This window comes from Shimia sp. FJ5 (assembly GCF_032918335.1).
In the GTDB taxonomy this organism is placed as follows: Bacteria; Pseudomonadota; Alphaproteobacteria; order Rhodobacterales; family Rhodobacteraceae; genus Shimia; species Shimia aestuarii_A.
In genome coordinates this window covers 873,521-898,041 of the sequence record NZ_JAWJUV010000001.1, presented here as the reverse complement: position 1 = coordinate 898,041, position 24,521 = coordinate 873,521, and the positions used below count along the sequence as shown (strand labels likewise).

The following is a 24,521-nucleotide window of genomic DNA, read 5'->3' as shown; positions in this document are numbered from 1 at the left end:
CGAAACAGGCGCTTCGCCGCATGCAATCGGGCAAGAAAACGACACCTTGGAACGCGTTCGTGGCCCGCAGACCATGAATATCTGCGGGCCACACCACGGGGAAACGGAGGGACGTTCAGGAACGGATCACAACAACCCGAGCGAGAACATATAGGCTCCCGCTGTCAACGCGATCAGAATCGCCGTTGGAAAAAGGACGCGGTCCCAGTTGATGTCGATCAGAAGGCTCAAGGCCCGGTAACCGTGTTCGATGGTATGCATGACTTTCGTCCCTGCTTATCGTGGCTCTCTAGGACCAAAGCTACGCAAGGAATCGGGCAGGAATGGGGCAGCATCGTGAAAGCACCATGTCGCCCCTTCGTCCCCTTAGGGGCAAAACAGGTCGTTGGTTATGCCAAAGAACATCATGCCAAGGACGATCGTCAGTCCCATCATCATCAGCACATTCACCACCTTGTCGCTCGGCGGGCGGCCCGCGACGGCCTCGTAGGCGTAAAACACAAGGTGCCCGCCATCGAGCATCGGAATCGGGAAGAGGTTGAGCATCCCGATCGCCGCCGATAGCACTGCGATGAAGTAGATGAAGCTCTGCGCACCTTGGCTCGCCATCGCGCCCGAGGTCTGGGCAATGCCGACCGGGCCGGTAAGATTACAGGTGCTGATCGCGCCGGTCACCATATGGTACAGGCCCGAAATCGACCCCTCGATGATCACGCCGGTCTGCACCACCCCGCCCCAGATCGCCTTGACCGGACCAAGCGCCTCGGTGGCTGGTTCAAAGGCAAGACCGCCGCCAATGCCGATCCGCCATTGTGTCTGGAAGCCGCCTTCGGGAAGCGGTTCATCGACGCGACGCGGAGTGAGGGTAAAGGCCTTGGTCTCGCCCTCGCGCCAAACGTCAAGCGCCAGCGGTTTGCCCTCGCCCGTCTCAACCGCCTCTTTCAGCTCTGAGAACCCGGCAATCGCGCGCCCGTCGATACCGGTAATCACGTCACCAACCTCAAGGCCCGCGCCATAGGCCGCCGATTTCGGCGCAAGGTGCAGCACGATCGGAGGATAGGGATAGGGTCCGCTGACCGCTTGTTCGCGGCCATCGCGTTCGACCACGTATTCAAGCGGTGTCGTCACGGGAATGGCGCTCGCAAAGGCGTCAAAAGCTTCTGGCGCATCAAAGGACGGCACGGCCAGACCCGCGATCTTGCGCACCTCGTCACCTTCACTGAGTTCATAGGCCGGCGGCGGCAGGTCGCGCAACTCGCCCACGGCGAGCGTGTCGCCGATTTGGCCACGGCTCATGAACACGGCAGCGAACACAAGCGTCGACAGGATAAAGTTGAAGATCGGCCCCGCGGCGACGGTCGCCGTGCGTGCCCAAAGCGGTGCGCCATGCATCGTGTGGCGCAACTCCTCTTCGTCGAGACCCTGCATCGCATCGGCATCCTTGCCCGACGCAGCATTGGCATCGCCCTTGAACTTCACATAGCCGCCAAGCGGAATCGCCGCGATCTGCCATTTGGTGCCGCGCTTGTCATAGCGTGAGAAAAGCACCGGCCCGAAGCCGAGCGAGAACACATCCGCGCCAATCCCAGACCACCGCCCGACGATGTAATGGCCATATTCATGGATCGCCACGATGATCGAAAGAGCGACCACAAAGGCGATAATGATCCAGAAAGTGCTGCCAAATCCGTTGAGCAGTCCAAGAATATCCACGTGCGAACCTGTTCTTTTTTGTTATTGCCACTCGGCCATGACCTGATCGGCCGCCTGACGTGCCAAATGGTCTGTCTCGCGCACTCTATCAAGGGTCATTTCGGCATTTATGAGGCGCGCATCGGACGAGAGCCTGTCGAGAACCGACTCAACCACCTCTGCCATCTGAAGAAATCCGATCTTGCCCGCAAGAAAGCCATCCAGTGCGCGTTCCTTCGCTGCGTTGAACACCGCGCCGCTCAAACCGCCTGCCTCAAGCACCTCATGCGCAAGCCTGAGCGCCGGATAGCGCTCCGTATCGGGCGCGCGAAAGGTCAACTGCCCGAGCTTCGCAAGGTCGAGCCGTTCGACCGGCAGCGCCCGTCGCTCCGGCCAGTGCAGCGCATATCCGATCGCATGGCGCATATCCGGCGGCCCCACATGCGCCATAAGCGCCCCGTCGTTGAACCCGACAAGCGCATGGACCATCGATTCCGGATGCACCAGCACCTCGATCATCCCATGCGGACAGCCAAAGAATTCCTTGGTCTCGATGACCTCTAACGCCTTGTTGAACATCGACGCGCTATCAATGGTGATCCGCTGGCCCATGTCCCAATTCGGGTGGCTCGACGCCTGCGCCGGGGTGGCCTTGGCCATTTCCTCGAGGCTCCATTCCCGGAACGCCCCGCCACTCGCGGTGATGATGATACGTTCGACCGCGTCGAAATCTTCGCCCACAAGCCCCTGAAACACCGCCGAATGCTCGCTGTCGACCGGCAAGACACGGCCCCCATGCGCCTTCGCCGTGCCCATGATAAGAGACCCGGCGGTGACAAGGGACTCCTTGTTCGCCAGCGCCAGCGTCGCCCCCTGCTCAAGCGCGCGCAGTCCCGGCACAAGCCCCGCCGCGCCGACAATGGCCGACATGACCCAATCCGCAGGGCGCGTCGCTGCCTCCTCGATGGCATTGGCCCCTGCCGCAGTGGCGATTCCCGTTCCAGCCAACGCAGCGCGCAGATCGCCGAGAAGCTCATCATGCGCCGTCACCGCGATCTCCGCGCCAAGTCGGCGCGCATCCTCTGCCAGCCGCGCAATATTGCGCCCACCGGTCAAGGCCACCACGTCATAGGCCTCGGGATCGCGCGCGATGAGGTCGATCGTGTTCTGTCCGATGGACCCCGTCGCGCCGAAGATAGAAATCTTCCGCATCAGGGTAGCCCCACTGCCGATCCCACGATCATCACGAAAAGCGCCGCGCCCATCATGGCGTCAAACCGGTCGAGCAATCCTCCGTGTCCAGGGATCAGGTTCGAGCTGTCCTTGACGCCGGTATGGCGCTTGATCGCGCTCTCTGCCGCATCGCCCATCTGCCCGGCAAAGGCGGTCGCCACGCTCAAAAGGACAAGCGGCAGCCCGCCAAAGGCCGCCCCGACGATCCCCGCCGCGACCCAGCCGCCAACGGTGCCGGACCATGTTTTCTTGGGCGACACCTTGGGCCAGAACTTCGGACCACCCACAATGCGACCGACGAAATACCCCGCCACGTCACTCGCGATGACAACCGCGACAAGCCAGCCGACCCACATCATCCCATGTTCGACCCGCAACCCGATCAACCCGTAACAGGCCAACATCAACGCCGCAGCGTAAGCGCCGTAAATCAAACGATCTTTATGAAGTTGTGTCGCGCCCACGATGGCCGGTGCGATCAACACCGGAAGCACCGCTTCACCGGGGATCAGCGTCGCGCCCCAAAGCGCGGCCGTGGTCAACAACCCCATTGGAACCGCCATGCGCTCCCGATCCGGCCCGAGCATCCGGCTCAGTTCCCAGATCATGCCACCACCGATACAGGCCACGAGAAGCGTGAACCAAAGCCCCCCGGCCCAGACACCCGCAATGCCCACCGCCACCATCACGATGGCCGACAGGATTCGCATCGGCAGGTCGCCCCACTTACCAGCGGCGCTCATGCCTTCACCCCGCCAAACCGCCGATCGCGTCCGCCATAGGACGAGACGAGGCAATGGAATTCGTCCTTGGTGAAATCCGGCCAGAGCGTGTCGATGAATTCGTATTCCGCATAAGCCGACTGCCACAGCAGAAAGTTCGAAATCCGCGCCTCTCCACTGGTCCGGATGACGAGATCCGGATCGGGCAACACATGCGTATCAAGGTATTTCGGCAGGGTCTCCGTATCCACATCCGCAGGATCAAGCCGCCCCGCCGCCACATCCTCGGCCAGACGCTTGGTGGCACGCGCGACCTCGTCCCGCCCACCATAATTCAATGCGATGGTGAGGTTTGTGCCGGTACAATGCCCGGTCAACTCTTCCGCCTCATCCATCAGTGCGCTGAGCTTCTCATCAAGACGCACCCGGTCACCGATAAACCGCACCCGCACATTCTGACGCACGAAATCCTGCATTTCCTTCATGATATAGCGGCGGAAAAGGCTCATGAGCCCCGCCACCTCAATCTGGGTGCGTTTCCAGTTCTCGGTCGAAAAGGCAAAGATCGTCAGATACTTGACCCCGTTCTCCGGGCAAGCCTCGACAATCTCACGGACCCGACGCGCCCCGGCATGGTGCCCAAAAAGGCGTGGCCGCCCACGCGCCTGCGCCCAGCGGCCATTGCCGTCCATGATGATCGCCACGTGGCGGGGACCGCCGTTATGCTTTGCTTCGGTTCCCACCTACACGGCCTCTTTTCTGGTTCAGACCTGCATGATCTCGGATTGCTTGGTCTCGAGCGCCTCATCCACCTTCTTGATGTAGGTGTCCGTCAGATCCTGAACCTCGGTCTCCCAGAACTTCTGGTCATCCTCTGAAATCCCGTCGGCCTTGGCTTTCTTGACCTGATCCATGCCATCACGACGCACGTTGCGGATCGCGACGCGGGCGTGTTCGGCATATTGCGCCGCCACACGGGCAAGCTCGGCCCGGCGCTCCTCGTTGAGTTCCGGGATCGGCAGCATGATGATGGTGCCGTTGGTCTGCGGGTTGATGCCGAGCCCGCTGTTCATGATCGCCTTCTCAACAGGCCCCACGAGCGATTTGTCCCAAACATTGATCGTGACCATGCGCGGCTCGGGCACGTTGACCGTGCCGACCTGGTTGATCGGGGTTTGCTGGCCATAGGCTTCGACGGTCACCGGCTCAAGCATCGAGGCCGAGGCACGCCCCGTGCGCAGCGAGGCGAATTCCGTTTTCAGCGCGCCCATGGCACCCTCCATGCGGCGGGTGAGATCGTCTGTATCGAGTTCGAAATCTTCGGACATGGCTTTTCTTCTTCTTGCTGCGGCCCGGTTCGGGCCGGTTTCTTTCCTACCCTAACGGTCTCAGCCGACCTTTGTATAGGTGCCCTCTCCGGCGAGAATTCCCTTGAACCCTCCCGGTTCGTCGAGGCCAAAGACGATCAGTGGCAGGTTGTTATCTCGCGCCAGCGCAATCGCGCTCGCATCCATCACCTTGAGCCGCTTGGCAAGCACATCGTCATAGCTCACCTCGTCATAGCGCACCGCGTCGGCATGTTCTTTCGGGTCTTTGTCATACACCCCGTCGACCCCATTCTTGCCCATAAAGATCGCCTCACAGGCCATCTCATTGGCGCGCAAGGTCGCGGCGGTATCGGTGGTGAAATAGGGGTTCCCGGTGCCGGCGGCAAAGATACAAACCCGCTTTTTCTCAAGGTGGCGCACCGCACGGCGACGGATATAGGGCTCGGCCACTTCGTCCATGCGAATGGCGCTGATAACCCGCGTGAACACCCCAACGCCTTCAAGCGCCGACTGCACCGCCAGCGCGTTCATCACCGTGGCAAGCATCCCCATGTAATCCGCCGTGGTCCGTTCCATCCCCTGCGCCGAGCCGGACAGCCCGCGAAAGATGTTGCCGCCACCGATCACCATGCAGATCTCGACGCCCATATCGTGCACGGATTTGACCTCTTGTGCGATCCTCTGAACCGTTGGCGGGTGCAGGCCAAACCCCTGATCTCCCATCAGCGCCTCCCCCGAAATTTTGAGCATTACGCGTTTGAACGCTGTCTTCGGGGCGGGGGCGGCGTCGGTCATGTTGCACTCCGTCTGCGCGAGGAATTAGGATCGCGCGCAAAATGTCGGAAAACACGGGCGGGTTCAATGCGCGATATCAACTTGAAGACAAACAGGCGGATTTTTCCGCAATGACCCTGCCCTTCGACATCGCCCCGGATCGCCCCGTCTTGATCGCAGGCCCGACCGCCAGCGGCAAAAGCGCCCTCGCCCTCGAGATCGCCGAGGCACAGGGCGGTGTCATCATCAATGCCGACGCGATTCAGGTCTACGACAATTGGCGCGTGCTGACAGCGCGCCCCTCGGCCGAAGACGAATCGCGTGCGCCGCATGCGCTCTATGGGCATGTGCCGCGCGACGCTGACTATTCCGTCGGCCATTGGCTGCGCGAGGTCGCGCCGTTCCTGCAAGGTGGCCCCCGCCCGATCATCACCGGCGGCACCGGCCTCTATTTCACTGCGCTCACCGCTGGCCTCGCCGAAATCCCGCCGACGCCGCCCGCCATCCGGGCCGAGGCCGACGCCCGCGTGGCCGAAGCGGGCTTTGAAAGCCTGTTGGCCGAGCTGGACTCCGAAACGGCGGCGCGAATCGACCGCCTCAACCCGATGCGCGTTCAGCGCGCTTGGGAAGTGTTGCGCGCCACGGGCCGTCCGCTCGCCGCGTGGCAAGACGAAACCCCGCCCCCGCTCCTGCCCGAGGCCGACTGCACCGCAATCCTCTTCGATGTCGAACGTGACTGGCTCAACGCGCGTATCGCCCGCCGGTTTGAACAGATGCTTGACCACGGTGCGCTCGACGAAGCCCGTGCAAACCTTGACGATTGGGACCCCAAACGCCTGTCCTCCAAAGCCATCGGTGCGCCCGAACTGATCGCGCACCTGCGCGGTGAAATCTCGCTAGACACGGCGGCCGAACAGGCCACCATCGCCACCCGCCAGTTTGCCAAACGGCAACGCACGTGGTTCCGCTCCAAGATGCATCGCTGGGCGAGATTTCGCCCGTAGCGCGGAAACCCGCCGGTGTCGCCCTTGCCGGTTTCGAACCTTTCTGTCATGGCTTTGGCTGACATGGCTGAAGATACTGTACATATTCCATCATTCCTCAAGCGGTCCCCGGAAGCGCGACAACCGTTTGCGCCGCGACAAGAGACCTATCCTCAGCCGCCAGAGACCCCTCTGCCGCCGCAAGTGAACGCGATTCAGGTCCATACCCTGTCGCAAATGACGGTCGGGGGAAGCTGGCAACTCGAACAGTTGCACCTGCGCGATCACCACCTCTTTCTCTGGATCACCCGAGGTCAGGGACGCATCCTGTTGCACGGGCTGCGCCGTGGGTTCGGCGCTCACAACGCGATCTTCGTGCCTGCGGGCAAACTCTTTGCCATGGAATATGGTCGTCAGGTCCAAGGCCAGGCTCTGCTGATTCCCGATGACGGCCGGGTGATCCTGCCCGACCGCACCCATCAGCTCCGCGTGCAGGATGGCCTCGCACAGGCCGAACTCACCGGCCTCTTTGACGACCTGCGCCGCGAATTGACCGAGGCCCGCCCGCTTCTCGCCGAAGCAATGACTGCGCTGGCCTCCATGGTGTCGATCTGGCTACGACGCCAGATGCTCAGCGCGGGCGCGCAACCCCGCACAAGTGCCGCCGAACGGATCGTGCGCCGCTTTAGCGACCTGCTGTCCGATGATTTCCGATCTGGTAAATCCATGGCGACCTACGCCGAAGAGCTCGAGATCACCCCGACACATCTGACCCGAGTCTGTCGCCAATGCGCCGGGCTGACCGCGGCCGACATGCTCAATCAAATGGTTCAGCATGAGGCCCGTGTGCTCCTGACCCGCAGCGATCTCCCGGTTCAAGACATTGCCGACTATCTCGGATTTGGCTCGGCGGCCTATTTCTCGCGCTTCAGCCAACAGCACTTCGGCGCCTCCCCGACGCAATTGCGCAAATCGAGCAGCCGCTGATTCATCGACGCTGTGCGCGGGGTTTCCCTGCCCAACAGGAAGCGCCCCTTAGAGGCGCCCCAGCCGGAAAACTCGGTGCATCGCGCAACCATTTCGTCTGTTTCCGACACCACCGATGTCGTTTTTTTACACCAGAATGACGAGACTGACCGTTGACGTGGCAAGGAATCTGTTGCCGAATAGCCCTCAACGGCAGCATTTGACGCGTCCAATTCGGCCCTGTCTCCGCTGACCGATATAATAAATCAGGCCACCAAATCGGCCACACCTGCCAACGGGGACCATATGACGCCAGCTTTCGCCAGCGCGCCAGCGCATGACAAATCCGAAGACCGCAGCCTGCGTCCGGATGCGAAAGCGACCGTCCCTTCCCCTGACAACTGACAACCTGCAACGCCGCGCCTCGCGGGGCGGCGCTGTGACGTGCCTAGCTGGTCCGGGGCCTTCCCGGACTGAAACCGACACAAGACCAACGGGGGTCCGATGGGACTATTCATCCTGAGACGGGTCGCGATGATGATCGTTACGGCGCTTTGCCTGACCTACATCGTCTTTTTCATGACCAACCTCTATCCCAACCTTGAGAAACTGGCCAAATCGCAGGGCAACTTCCGCATGTCCGACGAAGCCGTCGCAAGCTATCTCGGTGACCGCGGCTATCTCGAGCCCACGCCAATCAAATACGCCCAATGGCTCGGTCTGTTGCCCGGCTACAAAACGGTGCGCGACGATGGCACGATTGTCGGTAAATGCGCCCGTCCCGGCGTCGCACCCGAAGACACCCCGCGCTTCTGCGGCGTGCTTCAGGGCGATTGGGGCTTCTCCACGGTCTCCAAGGAACCTGTCGCGGATGTGCTCGGCAAACGCCTCGCCAATACGGGCAAGCTGATGTTCTGGGTCATGGTGGTCATGGTGCCCTCGGCCTTGATCATCGGCGTGCTCGCGGGGATGCGTGAGGGTAGCGGCACCGACCGTTCTCTCTCGACGATTTCGATCCTCTCGACAGCAACGCCAGAATACGTCTCGGGCGTGATCTTCATCGCGTTGCTCGCCTCGACCCGCTACGGCCTCGGCCCGATCCTGCATGATGCGGGCATTATCGAAGCCAAGGCGCTTTTCAAGGGCACGGCGAAATCCGCCATGGATGACGCCAACCTGCGCAACTTCACCCTGCCGGTCCTGACCGTCGCCCTTTACGGCATGGGCTATATCGCCCGCATGACCCGCGCCTCCATGGCTGAGGTGATGACCGCGCAATATATCCGTACTGCCCGCCTCAAAGGCGTGAGCTTCCGCAACATCGTGATGAAACACGCGCTGCGCAACGCGCTGATCGCGCCCTTTACCGTGATCATGCTGCAATTCCCGTGGCTCTTGAACGGCGTGGTGATCGTGGAGACGCTGTTCTCCTATTCCGGCTTCGGCTGGCAACTCGTCAACGCCGCCGGAAACAACGACATCGAGATGCTTCTCGCGGTCTCCGTTGTCTCCGTCGCCGTGGTGCTCGTGACCCAGCTGATCTCGGATATCGGCTATGTCTATCTCAACCCGCGCATCCGCATTTCTTAAGGAGAGTCGACCATGGAACCATTGACCTGGACTGGCTCCCTCGGAGCGCTTCTCAACCCGGTTTTTCAGAGCATCGCGGTGATTTTCATCGGTGCGATCATCCTGCAAATCCTCGCCTCTTTCATCTTCCGTGCCGCGCCGGTCACAACCAACGCGGATGGCACGCTCACCTCCGGCAACGGCCCGATCGAGATGATCACCAAAGTCTCGAAATATAGCCTCTACGGGCTGCTCGGCCTCTGCCTGATCTTCCTGCTTGCCGGGATCGTCATGCCCTTCGGCAAAGCCGGGATCATCGGGGCGGTCTCTGCCCGCCTCGCCCCGGTTTGGGTGGCGCTTTTCGTGACCTTCACCCTGTCGATGGTCTACAAGCGCAAGCTCGGGCTTTACGGCAAGCTGTTTGACTCCCTGATCGGCATGATCGGCTTCGGCCTTGTCATGTTCTGGGTCTACACAGCAGTCTTCACCGGCGTCTTCGACATGATCGCCACACATGACTCCCTGGCCCAGCTTTCCGGCATGAAGAACAAGCTCCCCGGCACGCCGGTGCGCGGCGCCGATCCAGAAACCTGCGGCCATGCCTGCTGGTATCTCTTGGGCGGTGACAACCTCGCCCGCGACGTGTTCTCGCGCATGGTGGATGGCTCTTGGATCGTGGTGCGCATCGCCCCGCTGGCGACGCTCTTTGCCTTCATGGTCGGCATCACGCTCGGCCTTCCGGCAGGCTATTTTGGTGGCAAACTCGACACCCTGCTGTCGTTCCTCGCCAATCTGATCCTCGCCTTCCCGGTGATCCTGCTCTTCTACCTGCTGGTGACACCCGAGATCGTCGCGACAGGCATCCCGTCTTTCATGGCGATGGTGCTCTTTGTCTTCCCGATCATCTTTGTCGCCGTTCTCATCAACTCGCGCTACTACACCCGCCCGCGCCTGCGCACGCCGCTGCTTGCGGGGATCCTCGCGGTGCTGGTCTGGATCTACTTGTCGCTGATCTCGGCGCCGGGGACCGTGCTGGCCTTCCTGCCGGAGTCGCTTGATCTCTTCAACATTCCCGGCGGCATCCTTGTGGTCTTCGTCTCGGTGGTCTTCGTCAACGCCCCCACGGTGTTCCGCATCGTGCGCGGCCTGACACTCGACATTCAGACCCGCGACTACGTCGCCGCCGCCCAGACCCGTGGCGAAGGTCCGTGGTACATCATGCTCTGGGAAATCCTGCCCAACGCACGCGGGCCGCTGATCGTCGATTTCTGCCTGCGCATTGGCTACACCACGATCCTGCTTGGCACCTTGGGCTTCTTCGGCCTCGGCCTGCCGCCTGAGAGCCCGGACTGGGGAACCACGATCAACGACGGGCGCAAGCTACTGTCGATCTACCCCCACCCGGCCCTCGTGCCTGCCTTCGCCCTGCTGAGCATGGTGCTCGGCCTGAACCTCTTGGCCGATGGCCTGCGAGAAGAAAGCCTGCGCGACTGATACCCGGGAACGCGGCCCCCCGCGTTCCCAGAGTATTTCGACCAAGATGAAGAACAACAGGGGCCAAGAACGCCCCACCGCCCCAACAGGGAGACCGGAACATGAGTAAAATGGCAGACTACGACGGCCCGATCCTCGAGATCGACAAGCTGTCTATCTCCTTCTTCACCCGCCTGCGTGAAATCCCCGCGGTGATGGACTTCTCCGTCAACGTGATGCCCGGCGAAGCCGTTGGCCTTGTCGGTGAATCCGGCTGTGGCAAATCCACCGTCGCCCTCGGCGTCATGCAAGACCTTGGCAAGAACGGCCGCATCGTCGGTGGCAGCATCAAGTTCAAGGGCCGCGACCTTTCCGAGATGAGCGACGCCGAACTGCGCGATATTCGCGGCAACGAGATCGCCATGATCTATCAAGAACCCATGGCCTCGCTGAACCCGGCGATGAAGATCGGCAAACAGCTCATGGAAGTGCCGATGATCCACGAAGGCGTCTCCGAGGAAGAAGCCTATAAACGCGCCCTCGAAGTCGTCACCGACGTGAAACTCCCCGACCCCGAGCGCATGCTGAAAAGCTTCCCGCACCAGCTCTCGGGCGGCCAACAACAGCGTATCGTCATCGCTATGGCGCTGATGTCCAAGCCCTCGCTTCTGATCCTCGACGAACCCACCACCGCGCTTGACGTGACGGTTGAGGCCGCCGTGGTCGAGCTGGTGAAGGATCTCGGCAAGAAATACGGCACCTCGATGCTCTTCATCTCGCACAACCTCGGCCTCGTGCTCGAGACCTGCGACCGCCTCTGCGTGATGTATTCCGGCGAAGCGGTGGAGCGCGGCTCCATCGAGGACGTGTTCGACCACATGCAGCACCCCTATACGCAGGCGCTGTTCCGCTCGATCCCGCTCCCTGGTGCCGACAAGAACGCCCATCCTCTGGTCGCCATCCCCGGGAACTTCCCGCTGCCCCACGAACGCCCGCCCGGCTGTAACTTCGGCCCGCGCTGCGACTATTTCGAGGCCGGGCGTTGCGACGCGCAGGCGATCCCGATGTATGACGTCCCCGGTTTTGAGCGCCACTCCACGCGCTGTGTAAAATTCGAAGAGATCGACTGGGACGCGCCGATCCAAGTGGGTGAACAGAAAGAGAAACCCGAAGTCGGCAAGGTCGTCCTCAAGATGGACAACCTCAAGAAGTACTATGAGGTCGCGGCCAACGCGCTCTTTGGCGGCGGCGAAAAGAAGGTCGTCAAAGCCAACGAGACCCTCTCCTTCGAGGCCCGCGAATCTGAGACCCTCGCCATCGTGGGCGAGTCCGGTTGCGGCAAGTCGACCTTCGCCAAGGTGCTGATGGGGCTTGAGACGGCGACCGAGGGCGAGATCCTGCTCGATGGCAACAACATCGAACAGACCCCGATCCAAAAGCGCAACACCAAGACCGTCGCCGACGTGCAAATGGTGTTCCAGAACCCGTTCGACACGCTCAACCCCTCGATGACCGTCGGCCGCCAGATCATGCGCGCGCTGGAAATCTTCGGCATTGGCGACACCGAAGCAGACCGGCGCAACCGGATGCTCGAACTCCTTGACCTCGTGAAACTGCCGCGCGCCTTTGCCGACCGCATGCCGCGCCAGCTTTCGGGCGGCCAGAAACAGCGCGTCGGCATCGCCCGTGCCTTTGCTGGCGGCGCGCGCATCGTGGTCGCGGACGAACCGGTCTCGGCGCTCGACGTGTCAGTGCAGGCCGCGGTGACAGACCTCCTGATGGAGATTCAGCGCGAAGAGAAGACCACCCTCCTCTTCATCTCGCATGACCTCTCCATCGTGCGCTATCTCTCGGATCGCGTCATGGTCATGTATCTCGGTCACGTGGTGGAACTCGGCACCACCGATCAGGTCTTCACGCCCCCCTACCACCCCTATACCGAGGCGCTCCTGTCGGCCGTGCCGATCGCCGATACCTCCGTCGAGAAAACCCATATCGTGCTCGACGGCGATATCCCCTCGGCCATGTCGCCACCTCCCGGCTGCCCATTCCAGACACGCTGCCGCTGGAAGGATCAGGTGCCGGGCGGTCTTTGCGAGAAAGAGGTGCCGCCGGTGCGCGACCTCGGTGATGGCCATCAGGTCAAATGCCACCTCGCCGAAGACATCCTCGCGCGCATGGAACCCGTCATCAAGATCGCCGCTGAGTGATCCATGGGGGCGGCGCACACCGCCCCCTCTTCCTCTTGCCCGAAATATCCTGGGGTGAATTGGCCCTGTTCAGGCGCATGTCCGAGAAGCTCAAAACCGGTTCCCACTATTGAGCGACATGCCGACTGCGGCCAAGAGGGGCAACGCCCCTTCCCTGCCCGCGCCTCCTGCTCTACGCTGGCCTCATGTCCCAAACCAATTCCCGCTTCGCCCCGCTCCCTGACCCGCCCTATTACGCTGTGATCTTTACCGCAGAGCGCACCGACGGCGATTTCGGCTATGGCACCATGGCCGATCACATGATGGCGCTGGCCGAACGCCAGCCCGGCTATATCGGCGTCGAAAGCACCCGCGACGAAGAGGGCTTAGGCATCACCGTGAGCTATTGGAAAGACGAGGACAGCATCCTCGCCTGGAAAGCCGAGGCCGAACACCTCGCCGCCCAGACCATGGGCAAGACCCGCTGGTATCGCCACTACACGCTCCGCGTCGCCAAGGTCGAACGCGCCTATAGCGGCCCTGAAGGACGCCTCTAACGCGCGCGCTGCTCACTCCTCGAGCAAATCCTCATAGCGCGCATCGGTCAACGTCTTGAGAAACGCCACCAGCGCATCGACCCGTTTATCCTCAAGCGCCGGTCCCGTCTCAAGCTCCTCCATCGACAGCGTGCCATCGACTTCCGGCGCGCGCCATGGCTGGCCTGTTTCCGGGTTGATCTGGCGCGCCTCCGCCTTGGAGTTGTACTTGTTGTAGAACAGGATCACCGTACGCAGGTCCTCGAAGACACCGTTATGCATATACGGCCCCGTCACCGCGACATTGCGCAGGGTCGGCACCTTGACCTTGCCCTTATGCGCCGGATCGTCCACCCCCGGATGCGCCAAAAGCCCCTCATCGACAGCCCCCTCCGGAACCCCATTCACCGCCCGCGCGCCGACGTTCACAGGCGTGCCGATGTTATGGTATTCGTTGTTGGTAAAGGTCTCGCGCGGATCAACCGCGCTCTTGCGAAGCTGATGGCAAAGGTTGCAATTGGTGAACTGCTGCGAAAAGAACAACAGCTTGCCAAGCTCTTCTTCCTGCGTCAGCACCGCTTCGCCACGCAAAGAGCGGTCATATTTGGAATCGAACGGCGCAAAGAACTCGGTGCGCTCAAACGCGGCAATCGCCCGCGTCATGCCGCGATAGGCGACGTCCACGTCGCCCATCACGCCCGCGCCGAACAGCGCCTCAAAACTCTCGACATAGTCTGGCTTTTCCATGAGACGCGCCACGACACTCGCCTTGTCCGGCATCCCCATCTCGATCGGGTTGAGCGGTGGCCCCCCCGCCTGATCCTCAAGCGTCGCCGCCCGCCCGTCCCAGAACATGCCGCCCACATAGGTGCCATCGGCCTGTTGGTGAAACGGCGGCACAAAAGCGGCATAGCTCGCCGTCGGCGCGCTGCGATCGCCAAGCGAAGCCCCATCATCACCAAGCGAAACAGCCTTGCCGGCCGCCGTCGGGCGTGGATCGACAAACCCGTAATCCGGGTTGTGACAGGTGGCGCAGGCCTGCGTGCGATTGGCCGATAGGTCGGTATCAAAGAAAAGCGCCTCACCAAGCGCCTCGAGGCTGTCGTAGGGCTGCGCCCCGACGCCCGTCGCACCCGCGCCCATCAGAAGCGCCGCGCCAAGAACCGCGCCCAAACCCTGTCGTATCACCCGCATCTCCGAACCTCTCAACTCTCGGCCATCACAGCGCACAGCTAAGCCCCCGCCATGGCGCAGGCCTTGACCGATGTCAATTCCGAGTAATTTAATCAGCTACCCCAGATCACCCGCACATAATTGCGGGTTTCCTTGTAGGGCGGCACGCCGCCGTGACGGCGCACAGCCTCCGGCCCGGCATTATAGGCCGCCAACGCAAGCCGCCACGACCCGAAATCGCGATACTGCTGCGCAAGGTATCGCGCACCCCCGTCAAGGTTCTGCGCCGGGTCAAGCGGATCCACGCCAAGCTTGCGCGCCGTCGCTGGCATGAGCTGCGCAAGGCCAAGTGCGCCCTTGTGCGATTGCGCCCGCGCGTTCCAGCCCGATTCCTGCTGCACCAGCTTCAGGAAAAGATCGACCGGCACCCCGTGCCGCATCGCCGCCTCTTGCGCCATTGCAAGATAGGGACCGTTGTATTTGCCTTGAAAACTGCCATCGCCCCATTTGGTCGGGGTATAGATCGGCCGCGGCGTCAGCCGGATTTCGGTCTTGGTTTCCGCCCGTTTGCGCTTGTCGATGACTGAGGTCTGCGACCGGAACACGCCCGACTTGGACTTCGATTTGAGAAAATCCGCCTGCGCCGGCAGCGCCAGCAAAACCGTCACAATCACAAGTCCAGAAAAGCCTGCGCGCATCATGCAAACGCACCCCATTTGCCCATCGTGCGATGCTCTTAGCGAAAAAAGCGCCCGAATTCCAGCTTTTCCGCCGCCCAAGGCCAACACCCGACACGCCCCAAAGCGGATTTCCCCGCCCGCGCACCCCCGCCAAGCAGAAATTTTGTTGGCTTTAGGCTTCCATTAACCGGGATGGGATGGTCTATGCTGGCACGAAACCTGACAAAGATTCTAAAAATGGGGGGTGCCACATGGCCGGTTCCGTCAACAAAGTCATTCTCGTCGGCAACTTGGGCCGCGACCCGGAGGTCCGCACCTTCCAGAACGGTGGCAAAGTGTGCAACCTGCGCATCGCCACCTCCGAGAATTGGAAAGACCGCAACACCGGTGAACGTCGTGAACGCACCGAATGGCACTCGGTCGCCATTTTTCAGGAAGGCCTCGTGCGCGTTGCCGAGCAATACCTGCGCAAAGGCTCCAAGGTCTATATCGAAGGCCAGCTTCAGACCCGCAAATGGCAGGATCAGTCCGGCGCGGATCGTTACTCGACCGAAGTCGTCCTGCAAGGCTTCGGCGGCACCCTCGTCATGCTCGACGGTCGCAGCGGCGGCGGCGGTGGCGACTACGGTGGTGGCCAGGGCGGCGGCTACGGTGGCGGCGATTACGGCGGTGGTGACTATGGTGGCGGCCAAGGCGGCGGTCAGGGTGGCTACGGTGGCGGCAACCAAGGCGGCGGCGCCCCCTCGCGTGATCTCGACGACGAGATCCCCTTCTAAGCTCTCTGCCTGCACAAAAGCCCTTTAAACCGGGTCTGCCCGCCATATCTCTGACAGGAGACTCCGGCAGCACGCAAGGCAGACCCAAATGGCTTGGTCCTTCTCCATAGGCCGTCTTTTCGGCTCCGACATCCGCATCCACGCAACCTTCTTCCTGTTGCTCTTGTGGATCGGTCTGATGGCCTATGCCGAGGGCGGCCCCGTCGCCGCCCTGACAAGCACCCTCTTCATCCTCGCCCTCTTCGCCTGCGTCGTCGCGCATGAGTTCGGACATGCGCTGACCGCGCGCCGCTACGGCATCCGCACCCCCGACATCACTCTCCTGCCCATCGGCGGCATGGCCCGGCTCGAGAAAATGCCCGACCGCCCGGCCCAGGAGATCCTCGTCGCCCTCGCCGGGCCTGCCGTCAACATGGTGATCTGGGCCGCACTGTCGCTGATCGTTGGCGTCCAGGGGGGCGACGCGCTGGTCTACCTGTCCGAACTGACCCCGACGACGTTCCTCGCCCAGCTTGCCGCGGTGAACCTCTTCCTCGCCGTGTTCAACCTGCTGCCCGCCTTTCCGATGGATGGCGGCCGGGTCTTGCGCGCGCTTTTGCAAACCCGCATGCCCCGCCCCCGCGCCACCGAAGTCGCCGCCCGCGCCGGTCAGGTGGTTGCCCTGCTGATGGGCTTTGCCGCCTTCGCCACCGGAAACATGATCCTGCTGTTGATCGCCGGGTTCATCTTCATCGCGGGCTCCGCCGAGAGCAAAGACGTCTCCATGCGCGCTGCGACCCGCCGCCTGAAGGCCCGCGACGCGATGATCACAAGCTACGAGAGCCTCGCCCCCACCGACCCGCTGCAAACCGCCGCCACGACCCTCATCCGCACGACCCAGCATGAATTCCCCGTGCTCGCCCCGGATGGAACGCTCAAAGGCTTCCTGACCCGCAACGCCCTCTTCGTCGCCATGGCCGAAGACGGCAACGCGATGCGTCCTATCGGCGATCTGATGGACACTGATATCCCGCGCACCCGCCTCGACACACCGCTCGAAGCCGTGACCGACGCCCTCGGCAAGGGCGCGCCCGCCGTGGTGGTCTGTTCCCATGACGACAGAATGCTCGGCTACATCACCCGCGAGAACCTGGGCGAGCTGATGATCCTGCAAAGCCACCGCCCGGCCTAGAGCGCCTCACCTTCAACCCGTGCGATCAGGTTTCTGGCAGAGCGCTTTAGGCCCCGCGCCCTGATCTTCCTCTTGCAAGAAATATCCCCGCCGGAGGCAATTGCGAGGCAGCGGCCCGAAGGGGCGCTGACGAGATATCCTGCGCGCGGCCTTGGCCGCGCACACTAAACCTATCCGCGCGCGGCCAGCGCCTCTTCAAGAAGCGCCTTCACCACGTCGCGTGGCACATCCGCCGTGACGTACGCCGCGCCAATGCCGCGCGCAAGGATAAAGCGCAACTGCCCATCCACGACCTTCTTGTCCTGCGCCATCAGATCAAGAAGACCCTCCGCATCCGGCAAATCGCCTTCGATATCCTTAAGATCGACCTTCATCCCCATCTCGGCAAGATGGGCCCGAACCCGGCTCGGCTCTTCCTGCGCACACAGTCCAAGACGCGCGCTCAACTCAAACGCCAGCGCACAGCCAATCGCCACGCCTTCGCCATGTAACAGACGATCCCCGTAGCCCGTCGCGGATTCCAGCGCGTGACAGAAGGTATGCCCAAGGTTCAAGAGCGCGCGATCCCCCTGTTCGGTCTCATCGCGCGCCACGATCTCCGCCTTCATCTCGCAGGAGCGTTTCACCGCCTGAATGCGCGCCGCCATGTCGCCTGCCGCGAGCGCCGGTCCCTGCGCCTCGAGCCAGTCAAAAAACGCCGCATCGCCCAAGAGACCGTATTTCACCACCTCGCCATAGCCCGCAAGGAAATCGCGCGCCGTCAACGTGCCAAGAACTTCTGTGTCGGCCAGAACCATCGCGGGTTGATGAAACGCTCCAATAAGGTTCTTGCCCTGCGGTGCATTGATCCCGGTCTTGCCACCGACGGAACTATCCACCTGCGCCAAGAGCGACGTCGGAATCTGCACAAAACGCACGCCCCGGCGCAACACCGCCGCCGCAAAGCCCGTCAGATCGCCAATCACCCCGCCGCCAAAGGCCACCACGATATCGCGCCGCTCGACCTTTTCGGCCAAGAGCCATTCCACCGTGCGCTCGAAATGCGGCCAGCTTTTCGTCGCCTCGCCCGCAGGCAGGACAAGCGCCTCCATCTCGATGCCTTCCGCCTTCAGACCCGCACGCAGGGTCTCAAGATGAAGCGCGGCAACATTTTCATCCGTGACAACCCGCACCTGTGGCCGTTTCAACAGCGGCGCGATGAGCGCGCCCGCCTGCCCAAGAAGGCCGGGGCCGATCTGGATATCATAGGCCCGCGCACCAAGCCCCACATGCACCGTTTCCATCATTGTGCGACATCCTCCAATACATCTGGACGGCTCAAAAGCGCCTCGACCACGCGTTCCGCCATTTCTTCAATCGTGAACCGCGCATCTGCCTCAACCGACAGGTCGGCACGGCGATACACCGGCACACGTGCGTCGTAAATCTCGGTCAGGGTTGCCTTGGGATCGGCCGTGCGCAGCAAGGGGCGCGTGTCCTTGTGCTTGACCCGGTTCCACAGGATTTCAAGATCGGCATTGAGCCAGACCGCGACTCCTTTTTCCGAGATCACCGTGCGGTTGCCCTCGGCAAGATAGGCCCCGCCCCCGGTCGATAGGATGCCGCGTTCCTCGTCAAGCAGGCGCTCAATGACCTGCGCCTCCTTGCGGCGAAAGAACGGCTCGCCATCGCGGGCGAAAATCTCGGCGATGGACATATTCGCGGCCTTCTCGATTTCCGCATCCGAGTCGAGGAACGGCACGCCAAGCCGCGCTGCAAGTGCCCGTCCCACCGCGGTCTTTCCGGCGCCCATCATCCCCACGAGCACAACCGTCTTCTTCAGTTTCAGCGTCATCGTTTTCCCGGCCAGCGCATCGCCAAAGACCCTGCATCGGCCAAGCTTCGCGCAAATTCAAACTTTCGCTCCTGAATGACGTGATCTTGTGCAAAAGGCCAGTTATAACTTGAGGAAAATCGGGCAGAACACAGTTGGAGACGGCATGGGCAAACTGATCCTTTTCATCGTTGCGCTACTTTGTATCGCGGCGCTCGGGCTTGTGGGCTATGCCTATCTCGGCCCGATGCTCGGTGCGGATTTCGCCCCCGCACCCACGGAAATCCGCCAGCCCCTGACGCTTAGCCCGGCTGACGGCTGATCCATGCAGCGCCGGTTTGCCTCTCTCGCACCCCTCGCTTTCTGCCTCCTCGCAGGCGCCGTATCGGCCCAGACCTCGGGCGCGGACAGCACGCAAACCGCGCCGCTTTCGGCGATTGACTGGCTGCGGCAAACGCCAACCGTCACCCTGCAACTAAGCGAACCGCCGGTGGCGCAAGGGGTTGAGACGCCGGATATCGCCGTAGATACGCTGGGCGCACCGGGGCGGAGCGGCGTCGGCCTTCTGCCGAGCCACGTGACCGGCCTGCCCGCGACCCTTTGGCAAAATAGCCGCGCCGACAGCCTCGCGCGCCGCATTGCCGGGCTCGACCCCGATCGCCTGCCCGCGATGCAGGCGCTGCTCTATACGTTGCTTCTGGCCGAGACCAACCCGCCGGGCCTGTCCGATGCGCCGCCCGAAACCCTGCTTCTGGCGCGAATCGATAAGCTGATAGAGATGGGCGCGCTTGATCAGGCCGAGGCGCTGGTCGAAGCCGCCGACCCGGCCACCCCGGCCTTGTTCAGCCGCTGGCTCGACATCGGTCTCCTGCTTGGCGAGGAAGAGGCCCAATGCAAGGCGCTGACAGAAACGCCACGCCTCTCGCCCTCTTATGCCGCGCGTGTCTTCTGCACCGCCCGCGCAGGCGATTGGCAAGCCGCAAGCCTGACCCTCGGCACCGCCAATGCACTCGGTCTGTTGACCGACGAAGAAGATGCCCTCCTGTTGCGCTTCCTCGATCCTGACCTCTTTGAAGGTGAACCGATCCTCACCATTCCGCGCGCGGTCACGCCCCTGACCTTTCGTCTTTACGAAGCCATCGGCGAGGCCCGCCCGACCTCTGGCCTGCCTCTGGCCTTTGCCCATGCCGACCTGCGCGAGCGTGCCGGCTGGAAAGCGCGGCTCGAAGCCGCCGAACGCCTTGCGCGCACCTCGGCGCTTTCGGAAAATCACCTGCTTGGCCTTTACTTCGAAGGCAAACCCTCGGCCTCCGGCATGATCTGGGATCGGGTCTCGGCGCTCCAGGCCTTTGACCGCGCCCTGACCAACGGCGACACCACCGCCCTCTCCGATACCCTTCCTGCCGCCTGGGCTGCGATGCAAGCCGTGCATCTCGAGGTGCCCTTCGCCCGCCTTTATGGTAGCCGCCTGCTCGCCCAAGGTCTCTCTGGCACCACGGCGCGTCTCGCACGCAATATTGCGCTCTTGTCGCCCGCCTACGAACTCGCCGCCGCCAAGGGACCGAAAGACTTCCTCGCCGGTCTCGCACGCGGCACCCCGCCCCGCTTGCCCACCAATTCGACCCATCGCGCCATTGCCGATGCGTTCCACGGCGCGGGCGTGCCACAGGACATCTCGACCATGCTTGCCCGCGGCCAGCTTGGCGAAGTGATCCTCGTGGCGATGAACCTGATGGAGGACGGCGCGCTTGGCAATCTTGCCGCGCTGACCGAGGCGCTCGCCATCTTCCGCGCCGTCGGCCTCGAGGACACCGCCCGCCGCGCCGCGCTTCAGACGCTCCTGCTTGACCTGAGGGGTTGAGTCCCATGCCCGATATCTCTGACCGCCGCATGATCGCGACCTTCCTCGACGCCCAAGCCGCCGAACTGGGCGCGTCGGAGAACACGCTGATGGCCTATGGCCGTGACCTTGCCGATGTGGTCGACTGGACCGAGAGCAAGGGCCACGCCCTCCTCGACCTTTCACGGAACGAAATCGAGGCCTACCTCATCCATTGCGAAGCACAGGGTCTTGCCAAATCGACCCGCGCCCGCCGCCTCTCTGCTCTCAAGCAATTCTTCCGCTTCGCCTTCGAGGAAGGCTGGCGCAGCGACAACCCCGCGCTTCTCATCAAGGGGCCGGGCCGCGACAAACGCCTGCCCAAAACGCTCGATATCGAAGACGTGGACCGCCTGCTCGACGCCGCGCGTCACACCGGTCGCAATGAGGCCGACCGCCTGCGCAACACCTGCCTGATGGAACTGCTCTACGCCACGGGGATGCGGGTCTCCGAACTGGTCTCCCTGCCGGTCTCAGCGGCCCGGGGCGATCCCCGCATGCTCCTTGTGCTTGGCAAGGGGAGCAAGGAGCGCATGGTGCCGCTCTCGCCCGACGCTCGCACCGCGCTGGCCGACTGGCTCAAGGCCCGCGACGCCGCCGAAGACGCGGCCGAGACCAAAGGCCATCCGCCTTCGCGCTTCCTCTTCCCCTCGCATGGCAAGTCCGGCTACCTGACCCGCCACCGGTTCTACGCGCTGATCAAGGAACTGGCCGTTGCGGGCGGTGTGTCGCCTGCCAAGGTGACGCCGCACACCCTGCGCCACGTCTTCGCGACGCACCTGCTCGCCAATGGCGCCGACCTGCGCGCGATTCAGACGCTTCTCGGCCACGCAGACATCGCCACGACCGAGATCTACACCCATGTGCTCGACGAACGGCTGCGTGATCTGGTGCTGGATCACCATCCCCTCTCCGAGCAGCGCAAAGCCCCCGACGATCCCGCCTGACCCCCGCCGCACAGGCCGCCCCGGATGGTCGCGGCCCCTTGATTGCGCGGCTGTCGCACCCCATAACCTGTCTGAACGCAAAGGATAGGTATATGGACGTAGCGACCACCACCCTCGATACAAGTTTCTGGATCACGGCCGGGGCCATTCTCGGCCTGCTCGTGCTCTCGGGCTTTTTCTCCGGGTCGGAAACCGCCCTCACGGCGGCCTCGCGCGGTAAGCTGCGCACCCAGGCCGACAAGGGCAATCGCGGCGCCGCCCGCGCGCTCGACATCACCGAGGACAACGAACGCCTGATCGGCTCCGTGCTCTTGGGCAACAACCTTGTGAACATCCTCGCGGCCTCGCTGGCGACCGCGCTCTTTACCCGCGCTTTCGGCGAATCCGGTGTCGCGCTGGCAACCCTTGTGATGACGCTCCTCGTCTTGGTCTTTGCCGAGGTGCTGCCCAAGACCTACGCGATCACCCGCCCCGAAGGCGCCGCCGCCGCCGCCTCGCGCCCTATCGGTATCGTGGTGACGATCTTTGCCCCCGTGGTCTCGGCGGTGCGCTGGTTCGTGCGCCTCGTCCTGCGCCTCTTCGGCGTCCAGACCGACCCCGACAGCCATATCCTCGCCGTGCGCGAGGAAATCGCCGGTGCGATTCAACTCGGCCACTCCGAAGGCATTGTGGAAAAGGAAGACCGCGACCGCATCCTCGGCGCGCTCGACCTCTCCGAACGCGCGATCGAGGAAATCATGCTGCACCGCTCCGGCATCGAGATGATCGACGCCGATGCGCCGCCCGCTGAAATCCTGTCGCAATGCCTCGAAAGCCCGCACACCCGCCTGCCCGTGTTCAAGAGCGAGCCGTCCAACATCGTCGGCGTGATTCACGCCAAGGATTTGCTGCGCGCCATGCACAAACAGGTGACAGGCCCCGAAGGCACCTTCTCCGACCTGACCGAGTTCAACGTGGTCGAGGTCGCCAAAGAGCCGTATTTCGTCCCCGAAACCACCTCTCTGGACGACCAGATGCGCGAATTCCTGCGCCGCCACTCGCATTTCGCCCTCGTCGTCGATGAATATGGCTCGCTTCAGGGCCTGATCACGCTTGAAGACATCCTCGAGGAAATCGTGGGCGAGATCACCGATGAATTCGACACAGACGATGAACCCGAGATCGCCTCAGCCGAGGACGGCACATGGCTCATTGACGGGGCCATGACGATCCGCGATCTCAACCGCGCCACCGACTGGACCCTGCCCGACGAAGAGGCGAACACCGTCGCCGGTCTGGTGATCCACGAGGCCCAGATGATCCCGACGCCTGGACAGGTGTTTTCCTTCCACGGCTTCCGCTTCGAGGTCGTCTCGCGCGAGGCCAACCGCATCACCCAGCTGAAGATCCGCCCGCTCTGAACGGCGCCGGGGCGGGGCGTCCATCACGCCCCGTGATCCGCCGCCCCACGAAATGCCATTCCCGCGCCAAGCGACGGGGCTTGCCAAGGCGGGTCAGTTCGCGTCAAGAAGGTTGTATAACTCAACAAAGGGCGCGCGCATGTCCACGATGAACAATGTGACGGGGATTCTCCTCGTGATCCTATCCATGGCGAGCTTCACGCTCGAGGACATGTTCATCAAGATCATGTCCGAAGACCTGCCCACCGGGCAAATCCTGCTGATCCTCGGCATCGGCTCAGCCACCGTCTTTGCCCTGATCGCCACCGCCAAGGGCGAGAACCTCTTCGCCCGTGCCGCATGGCGTCCCCTGCCTGTGCTGCGCGCCGCCTGCGAGGCTGTCGCCGCCATGTCCTTTGCGTCCGCGCTGGCGCTCGTCGAGCTGTCGACCGTCGCCGCCGTGTTTCAGGCCATGCCGCTCGCCATCACCATGGGCGCGGCGCTTTTCTTGGGCGAACAGGTCGGCTGGCGGCGCTGGAGCGCGATCGCCATCGGCTTTCTCGGCGTCCTCCTCATCATCCGCCCCGGCCTCGAAGGCTTTGACCCCAACGCGCTCTTGGTTCTGATCTCGGTCTTTGCCGTCGCCCTGCGCGACCTCATCACCCGCCGCATTGATAGCGCTGTGTCTTCCTTCGTGGTCTCGTTTCAGGGCTTTGCCTCGCTCATCGTCGTCGCACCCGTGATGATCGCCCTGACACCGGGCGGCGCCGCGCCTGTCGCACCGACCCATGTGCTACAAATCTCTGGCGCCATCCTCTTCGGCGTCATCGGCTACTGGGGCATCGTCACCGCGATGCGCGTTGGCGAAGCCTCGGTCGTCTCGCCCTACCGCTACACGCGCCTCCTGTTCTCGATCATCGCGGGCGTCTTGGTCTTTGGCGACCGCCCCGACCTGCTGACCTTGGTCGGCGCTTCGCTCATCATCGGCACCGGGCTCTACACCTTCCTGCGTGAACGCGCGCTCGCCCGCCCCCTGCCGACCCACGCGCCCGACTTCCCACAAGACTGACCCGGCCCCTTCCTCTTGCCCAAAATATCCCGGGGTGAATTGCCTGCCTTGGCAGGCAAGAGGGGCTGGCCCCTCCCTCCCGCGCGCGCCGTTGGCGCAAACATCGCGGCGTTAGCCCTAACGCCCGGCGCTGCGACCCTGCCAGCCGTTTACAAACCGCCAGCCCCCT

24 protein-coding genes are annotated in these 24,521 nt (G+C 62.9%); 13 read left to right on the top strand and 11 right to left on the bottom strand.

Going from position 1 to position 24,521, the window contains the following annotated elements:
* Positions 1–126 precede the first annotated feature (126 nt).
* The 7 genes from R1W01_RS04570 to pyrH form a co-directional block, all read right to left on the bottom strand.
* Positions 127–261, bottom strand: coding sequence for a hypothetical protein (locus R1W01_RS04570; RefSeq protein ID WP_279391813.1), 135 nt, complete (start codon positions 259–261; stop codon positions 127–129).
* 105 nt (positions 262–366) lie between these two features.
* Positions 367–1,713, bottom strand: a complete 1,347-nt coding sequence (gene rseP / locus R1W01_RS04565) for an RIP metalloprotease RseP (protein ID WP_297756064.1) — start codon at positions 1,711–1,713, stop codon at positions 367–369.
* A gap of 21 nt (positions 1,714–1,734) precedes the next feature.
* A complete protein-coding gene (gene dxr, locus R1W01_RS04560) occupies positions 1,735–2,904 on the bottom strand; it encodes a 1-deoxy-D-xylulose-5-phosphate reductoisomerase (protein WP_297756066.1) in 1,170 nt (389 codons plus the stop codon).
* Complete coding sequence (locus R1W01_RS04555) at positions 2,904–3,668, bottom strand: phosphatidate cytidylyltransferase (RefSeq protein WP_297756068.1); 765 nt, start codon at positions 3,666–3,668, stop codon at positions 2,904–2,906. Before R1W01_RS04555 ends, dxr begins: the two co-directional genes overlap by 1 nt.
* Entirely contained in the window at positions 3,665–4,390 is a 726-nt protein-coding gene (locus tag R1W01_RS04550) for an isoprenyl transferase (RefSeq protein WP_297756070.1), read from the bottom strand. Before R1W01_RS04550 ends, R1W01_RS04555 begins: the two co-directional genes overlap by 4 nt.
* Before the next feature lie 21 nt (positions 4,391–4,411).
* Positions 4,412–4,975 carry a ribosome recycling factor gene (gene frr, locus R1W01_RS04545; protein WP_243613816.1) on the bottom strand — a complete coding sequence of 188 codons (564 nt, stop codon included), beginning with the start codon at positions 4,973–4,975 and terminating at the stop codon, positions 4,412–4,414.
* A 60-nt stretch (positions 4,976–5,035) separates the two neighbouring features.
* On the bottom strand, positions 5,036–5,770 hold the full coding sequence (gene pyrH, locus R1W01_RS04540) for a UMP kinase (protein WP_243613817.1): 735 nt from the start codon (positions 5,768–5,770) through the stop codon (positions 5,036–5,038).
* Between the two features lie 110 nt (positions 5,771–5,880).
* Between pyrH and miaA the strand changes: the two genes are divergently transcribed.
* The 6 genes from miaA to R1W01_RS04510 all read left to right on the top strand — a co-directional run bounded on the left by miaA (position 5,881) and on the right by R1W01_RS04510 (position 13,486).
* Positions 5,881–6,753 carry a tRNA (adenosine(37)-N6)-dimethylallyltransferase MiaA gene (gene miaA / locus R1W01_RS04535; protein ID WP_297756365.1) on the top strand — a complete coding sequence of 291 codons (873 nt, stop codon included), beginning with the start codon at positions 5,881–5,883 and terminating at the stop codon, positions 6,751–6,753.
* 183 nt (positions 6,754–6,936) lie between these two features.
* Positions 6,937–7,719, top strand: coding sequence for an AraC family transcriptional regulator (locus R1W01_RS04530; RefSeq protein ID WP_297756073.1), 783 nt, complete (start codon positions 6,937–6,939; stop codon positions 7,717–7,719).
* A gap of 483 nt (positions 7,720–8,202) precedes the next feature.
* Positions 8,203–9,288: an ABC transporter permease gene (locus R1W01_RS04525; RefSeq protein WP_243613819.1), complete on the top strand. Its 1,086-nt coding sequence runs from the start codon at positions 8,203–8,205 to the stop codon at positions 9,286–9,288.
* A 12-nt stretch (positions 9,289–9,300) separates the two neighbouring features.
* Positions 9,301–10,761 (top strand): ABC transporter permease, encoded by a 1,461-nt coding sequence (locus tag R1W01_RS04520; protein WP_297756075.1) that lies wholly within the window; start codon positions 9,301–9,303, stop codon positions 10,759–10,761.
* Positions 10,762–10,862: 101 nt separating this feature from the next.
* Positions 10,863–12,950, top strand: a complete 2,088-nt coding sequence (locus R1W01_RS04515; RefSeq protein ID WP_243613821.1) for an ABC transporter ATP-binding protein — start codon at positions 10,863–10,865, stop codon at positions 12,948–12,950.
* Between the two features lie 185 nt (positions 12,951–13,135).
* A complete protein-coding gene (locus tag R1W01_RS04510) occupies positions 13,136–13,486 on the top strand; it encodes an antibiotic biosynthesis monooxygenase family protein (protein WP_297756077.1) in 351 nt (116 codons plus the stop codon).
* A gap of 12 nt (positions 13,487–13,498) precedes the next feature.
* On the opposite strand, the gene R1W01_RS04505 is transcribed toward R1W01_RS04510, so the two are convergent.
* Both R1W01_RS04505 and R1W01_RS04500 read right to left on the bottom strand, forming a co-directional pair.
* Positions 13,499–14,659 (bottom strand): cytochrome-c peroxidase, encoded by a 1,161-nt coding sequence (locus R1W01_RS04505; RefSeq protein WP_411028141.1) that lies wholly within the window; start codon positions 14,657–14,659, stop codon positions 13,499–13,501.
* A gap of 92 nt (positions 14,660–14,751) precedes the next feature.
* Positions 14,752–15,336 (bottom strand): lytic transglycosylase domain-containing protein, encoded by a 585-nt coding sequence (locus R1W01_RS04500; RefSeq protein ID WP_297756367.1) that lies wholly within the window; start codon positions 15,334–15,336, stop codon positions 14,752–14,754.
* A 233-nt stretch (positions 15,337–15,569) separates the two neighbouring features.
* Between R1W01_RS04500 and ssb the strand changes: the two genes are divergently transcribed.
* Both ssb and R1W01_RS04490 read left to right on the top strand, forming a co-directional pair.
* The gene (ssb, locus tag R1W01_RS04495) at positions 15,570–16,094 is read left to right on the top strand and encodes a single-stranded DNA-binding protein (protein ID WP_243613823.1); all 525 of its coding nucleotides are present in this window, start codon (positions 15,570–15,572) and stop codon (positions 16,092–16,094) included.
* An 88-nt stretch (positions 16,095–16,182) separates the two neighbouring features.
* On the top strand, positions 16,183–17,265 hold the full coding sequence (locus tag R1W01_RS04490; RefSeq protein ID WP_243613824.1) for a site-2 protease family protein: 1,083 nt from the start codon (positions 16,183–16,185) through the stop codon (positions 17,263–17,265).
* A gap of 170 nt (positions 17,266–17,435) precedes the next feature.
* Here the strand turns inward: R1W01_RS04490 and aroB are convergent, their stop codons facing one another.
* Positions 17,436–18,551, bottom strand: a complete 1,116-nt coding sequence (aroB, locus tag R1W01_RS04485) for a 3-dehydroquinate synthase (protein ID WP_297756080.1) — start codon at positions 18,549–18,551, stop codon at positions 17,436–17,438.
* Entirely contained in the window at positions 18,548–19,099 is a 552-nt protein-coding gene (locus R1W01_RS04480) for a shikimate kinase (RefSeq protein ID WP_243613826.1), read from the bottom strand. Before R1W01_RS04480 ends, aroB begins: the two co-directional genes overlap by 4 nt.
* Positions 19,100–19,244: 145 nt before the next feature.
* Between R1W01_RS04480 and R1W01_RS04475 the strand changes: the two genes are divergently transcribed.
* From R1W01_RS04475 to R1W01_RS04455, 5 genes are all read left to right on the top strand, one after another.
* Positions 19,245–19,400, top strand: a complete 156-nt coding sequence (locus tag R1W01_RS04475; protein WP_243613827.1) for a hypothetical protein — start codon at positions 19,245–19,247, stop codon at positions 19,398–19,400.
* Between the two features lie 3 nt (positions 19,401–19,403).
* Positions 19,404–20,939, top strand: a complete 1,536-nt coding sequence (locus tag R1W01_RS04470) for a hypothetical protein (protein ID WP_243613828.1) — start codon at positions 19,404–19,406, stop codon at positions 20,937–20,939.
* 5 nt (positions 20,940–20,944) lie between these two features.
* Positions 20,945–21,904 (top strand): site-specific tyrosine recombinase XerD, encoded by a 960-nt coding sequence (locus R1W01_RS04465; RefSeq protein WP_317275035.1) that lies wholly within the window; start codon positions 20,945–20,947, stop codon positions 21,902–21,904.
* Between the two features lie 92 nt (positions 21,905–21,996).
* On the top strand, positions 21,997–23,304 hold the full coding sequence (locus R1W01_RS04460; protein ID WP_243614592.1) for an HlyC/CorC family transporter: 1,308 nt from the start codon (positions 21,997–21,999) through the stop codon (positions 23,302–23,304).
* Between the two features lie 148 nt (positions 23,305–23,452).
* Positions 23,453–24,352, top strand: coding sequence for a DMT family transporter (locus R1W01_RS04455; protein ID WP_243614596.1), 900 nt, complete (start codon positions 23,453–23,455; stop codon positions 24,350–24,352).
* The last annotated feature ends 169 nt before the right edge of the window (positions 24,353–24,521 follow it).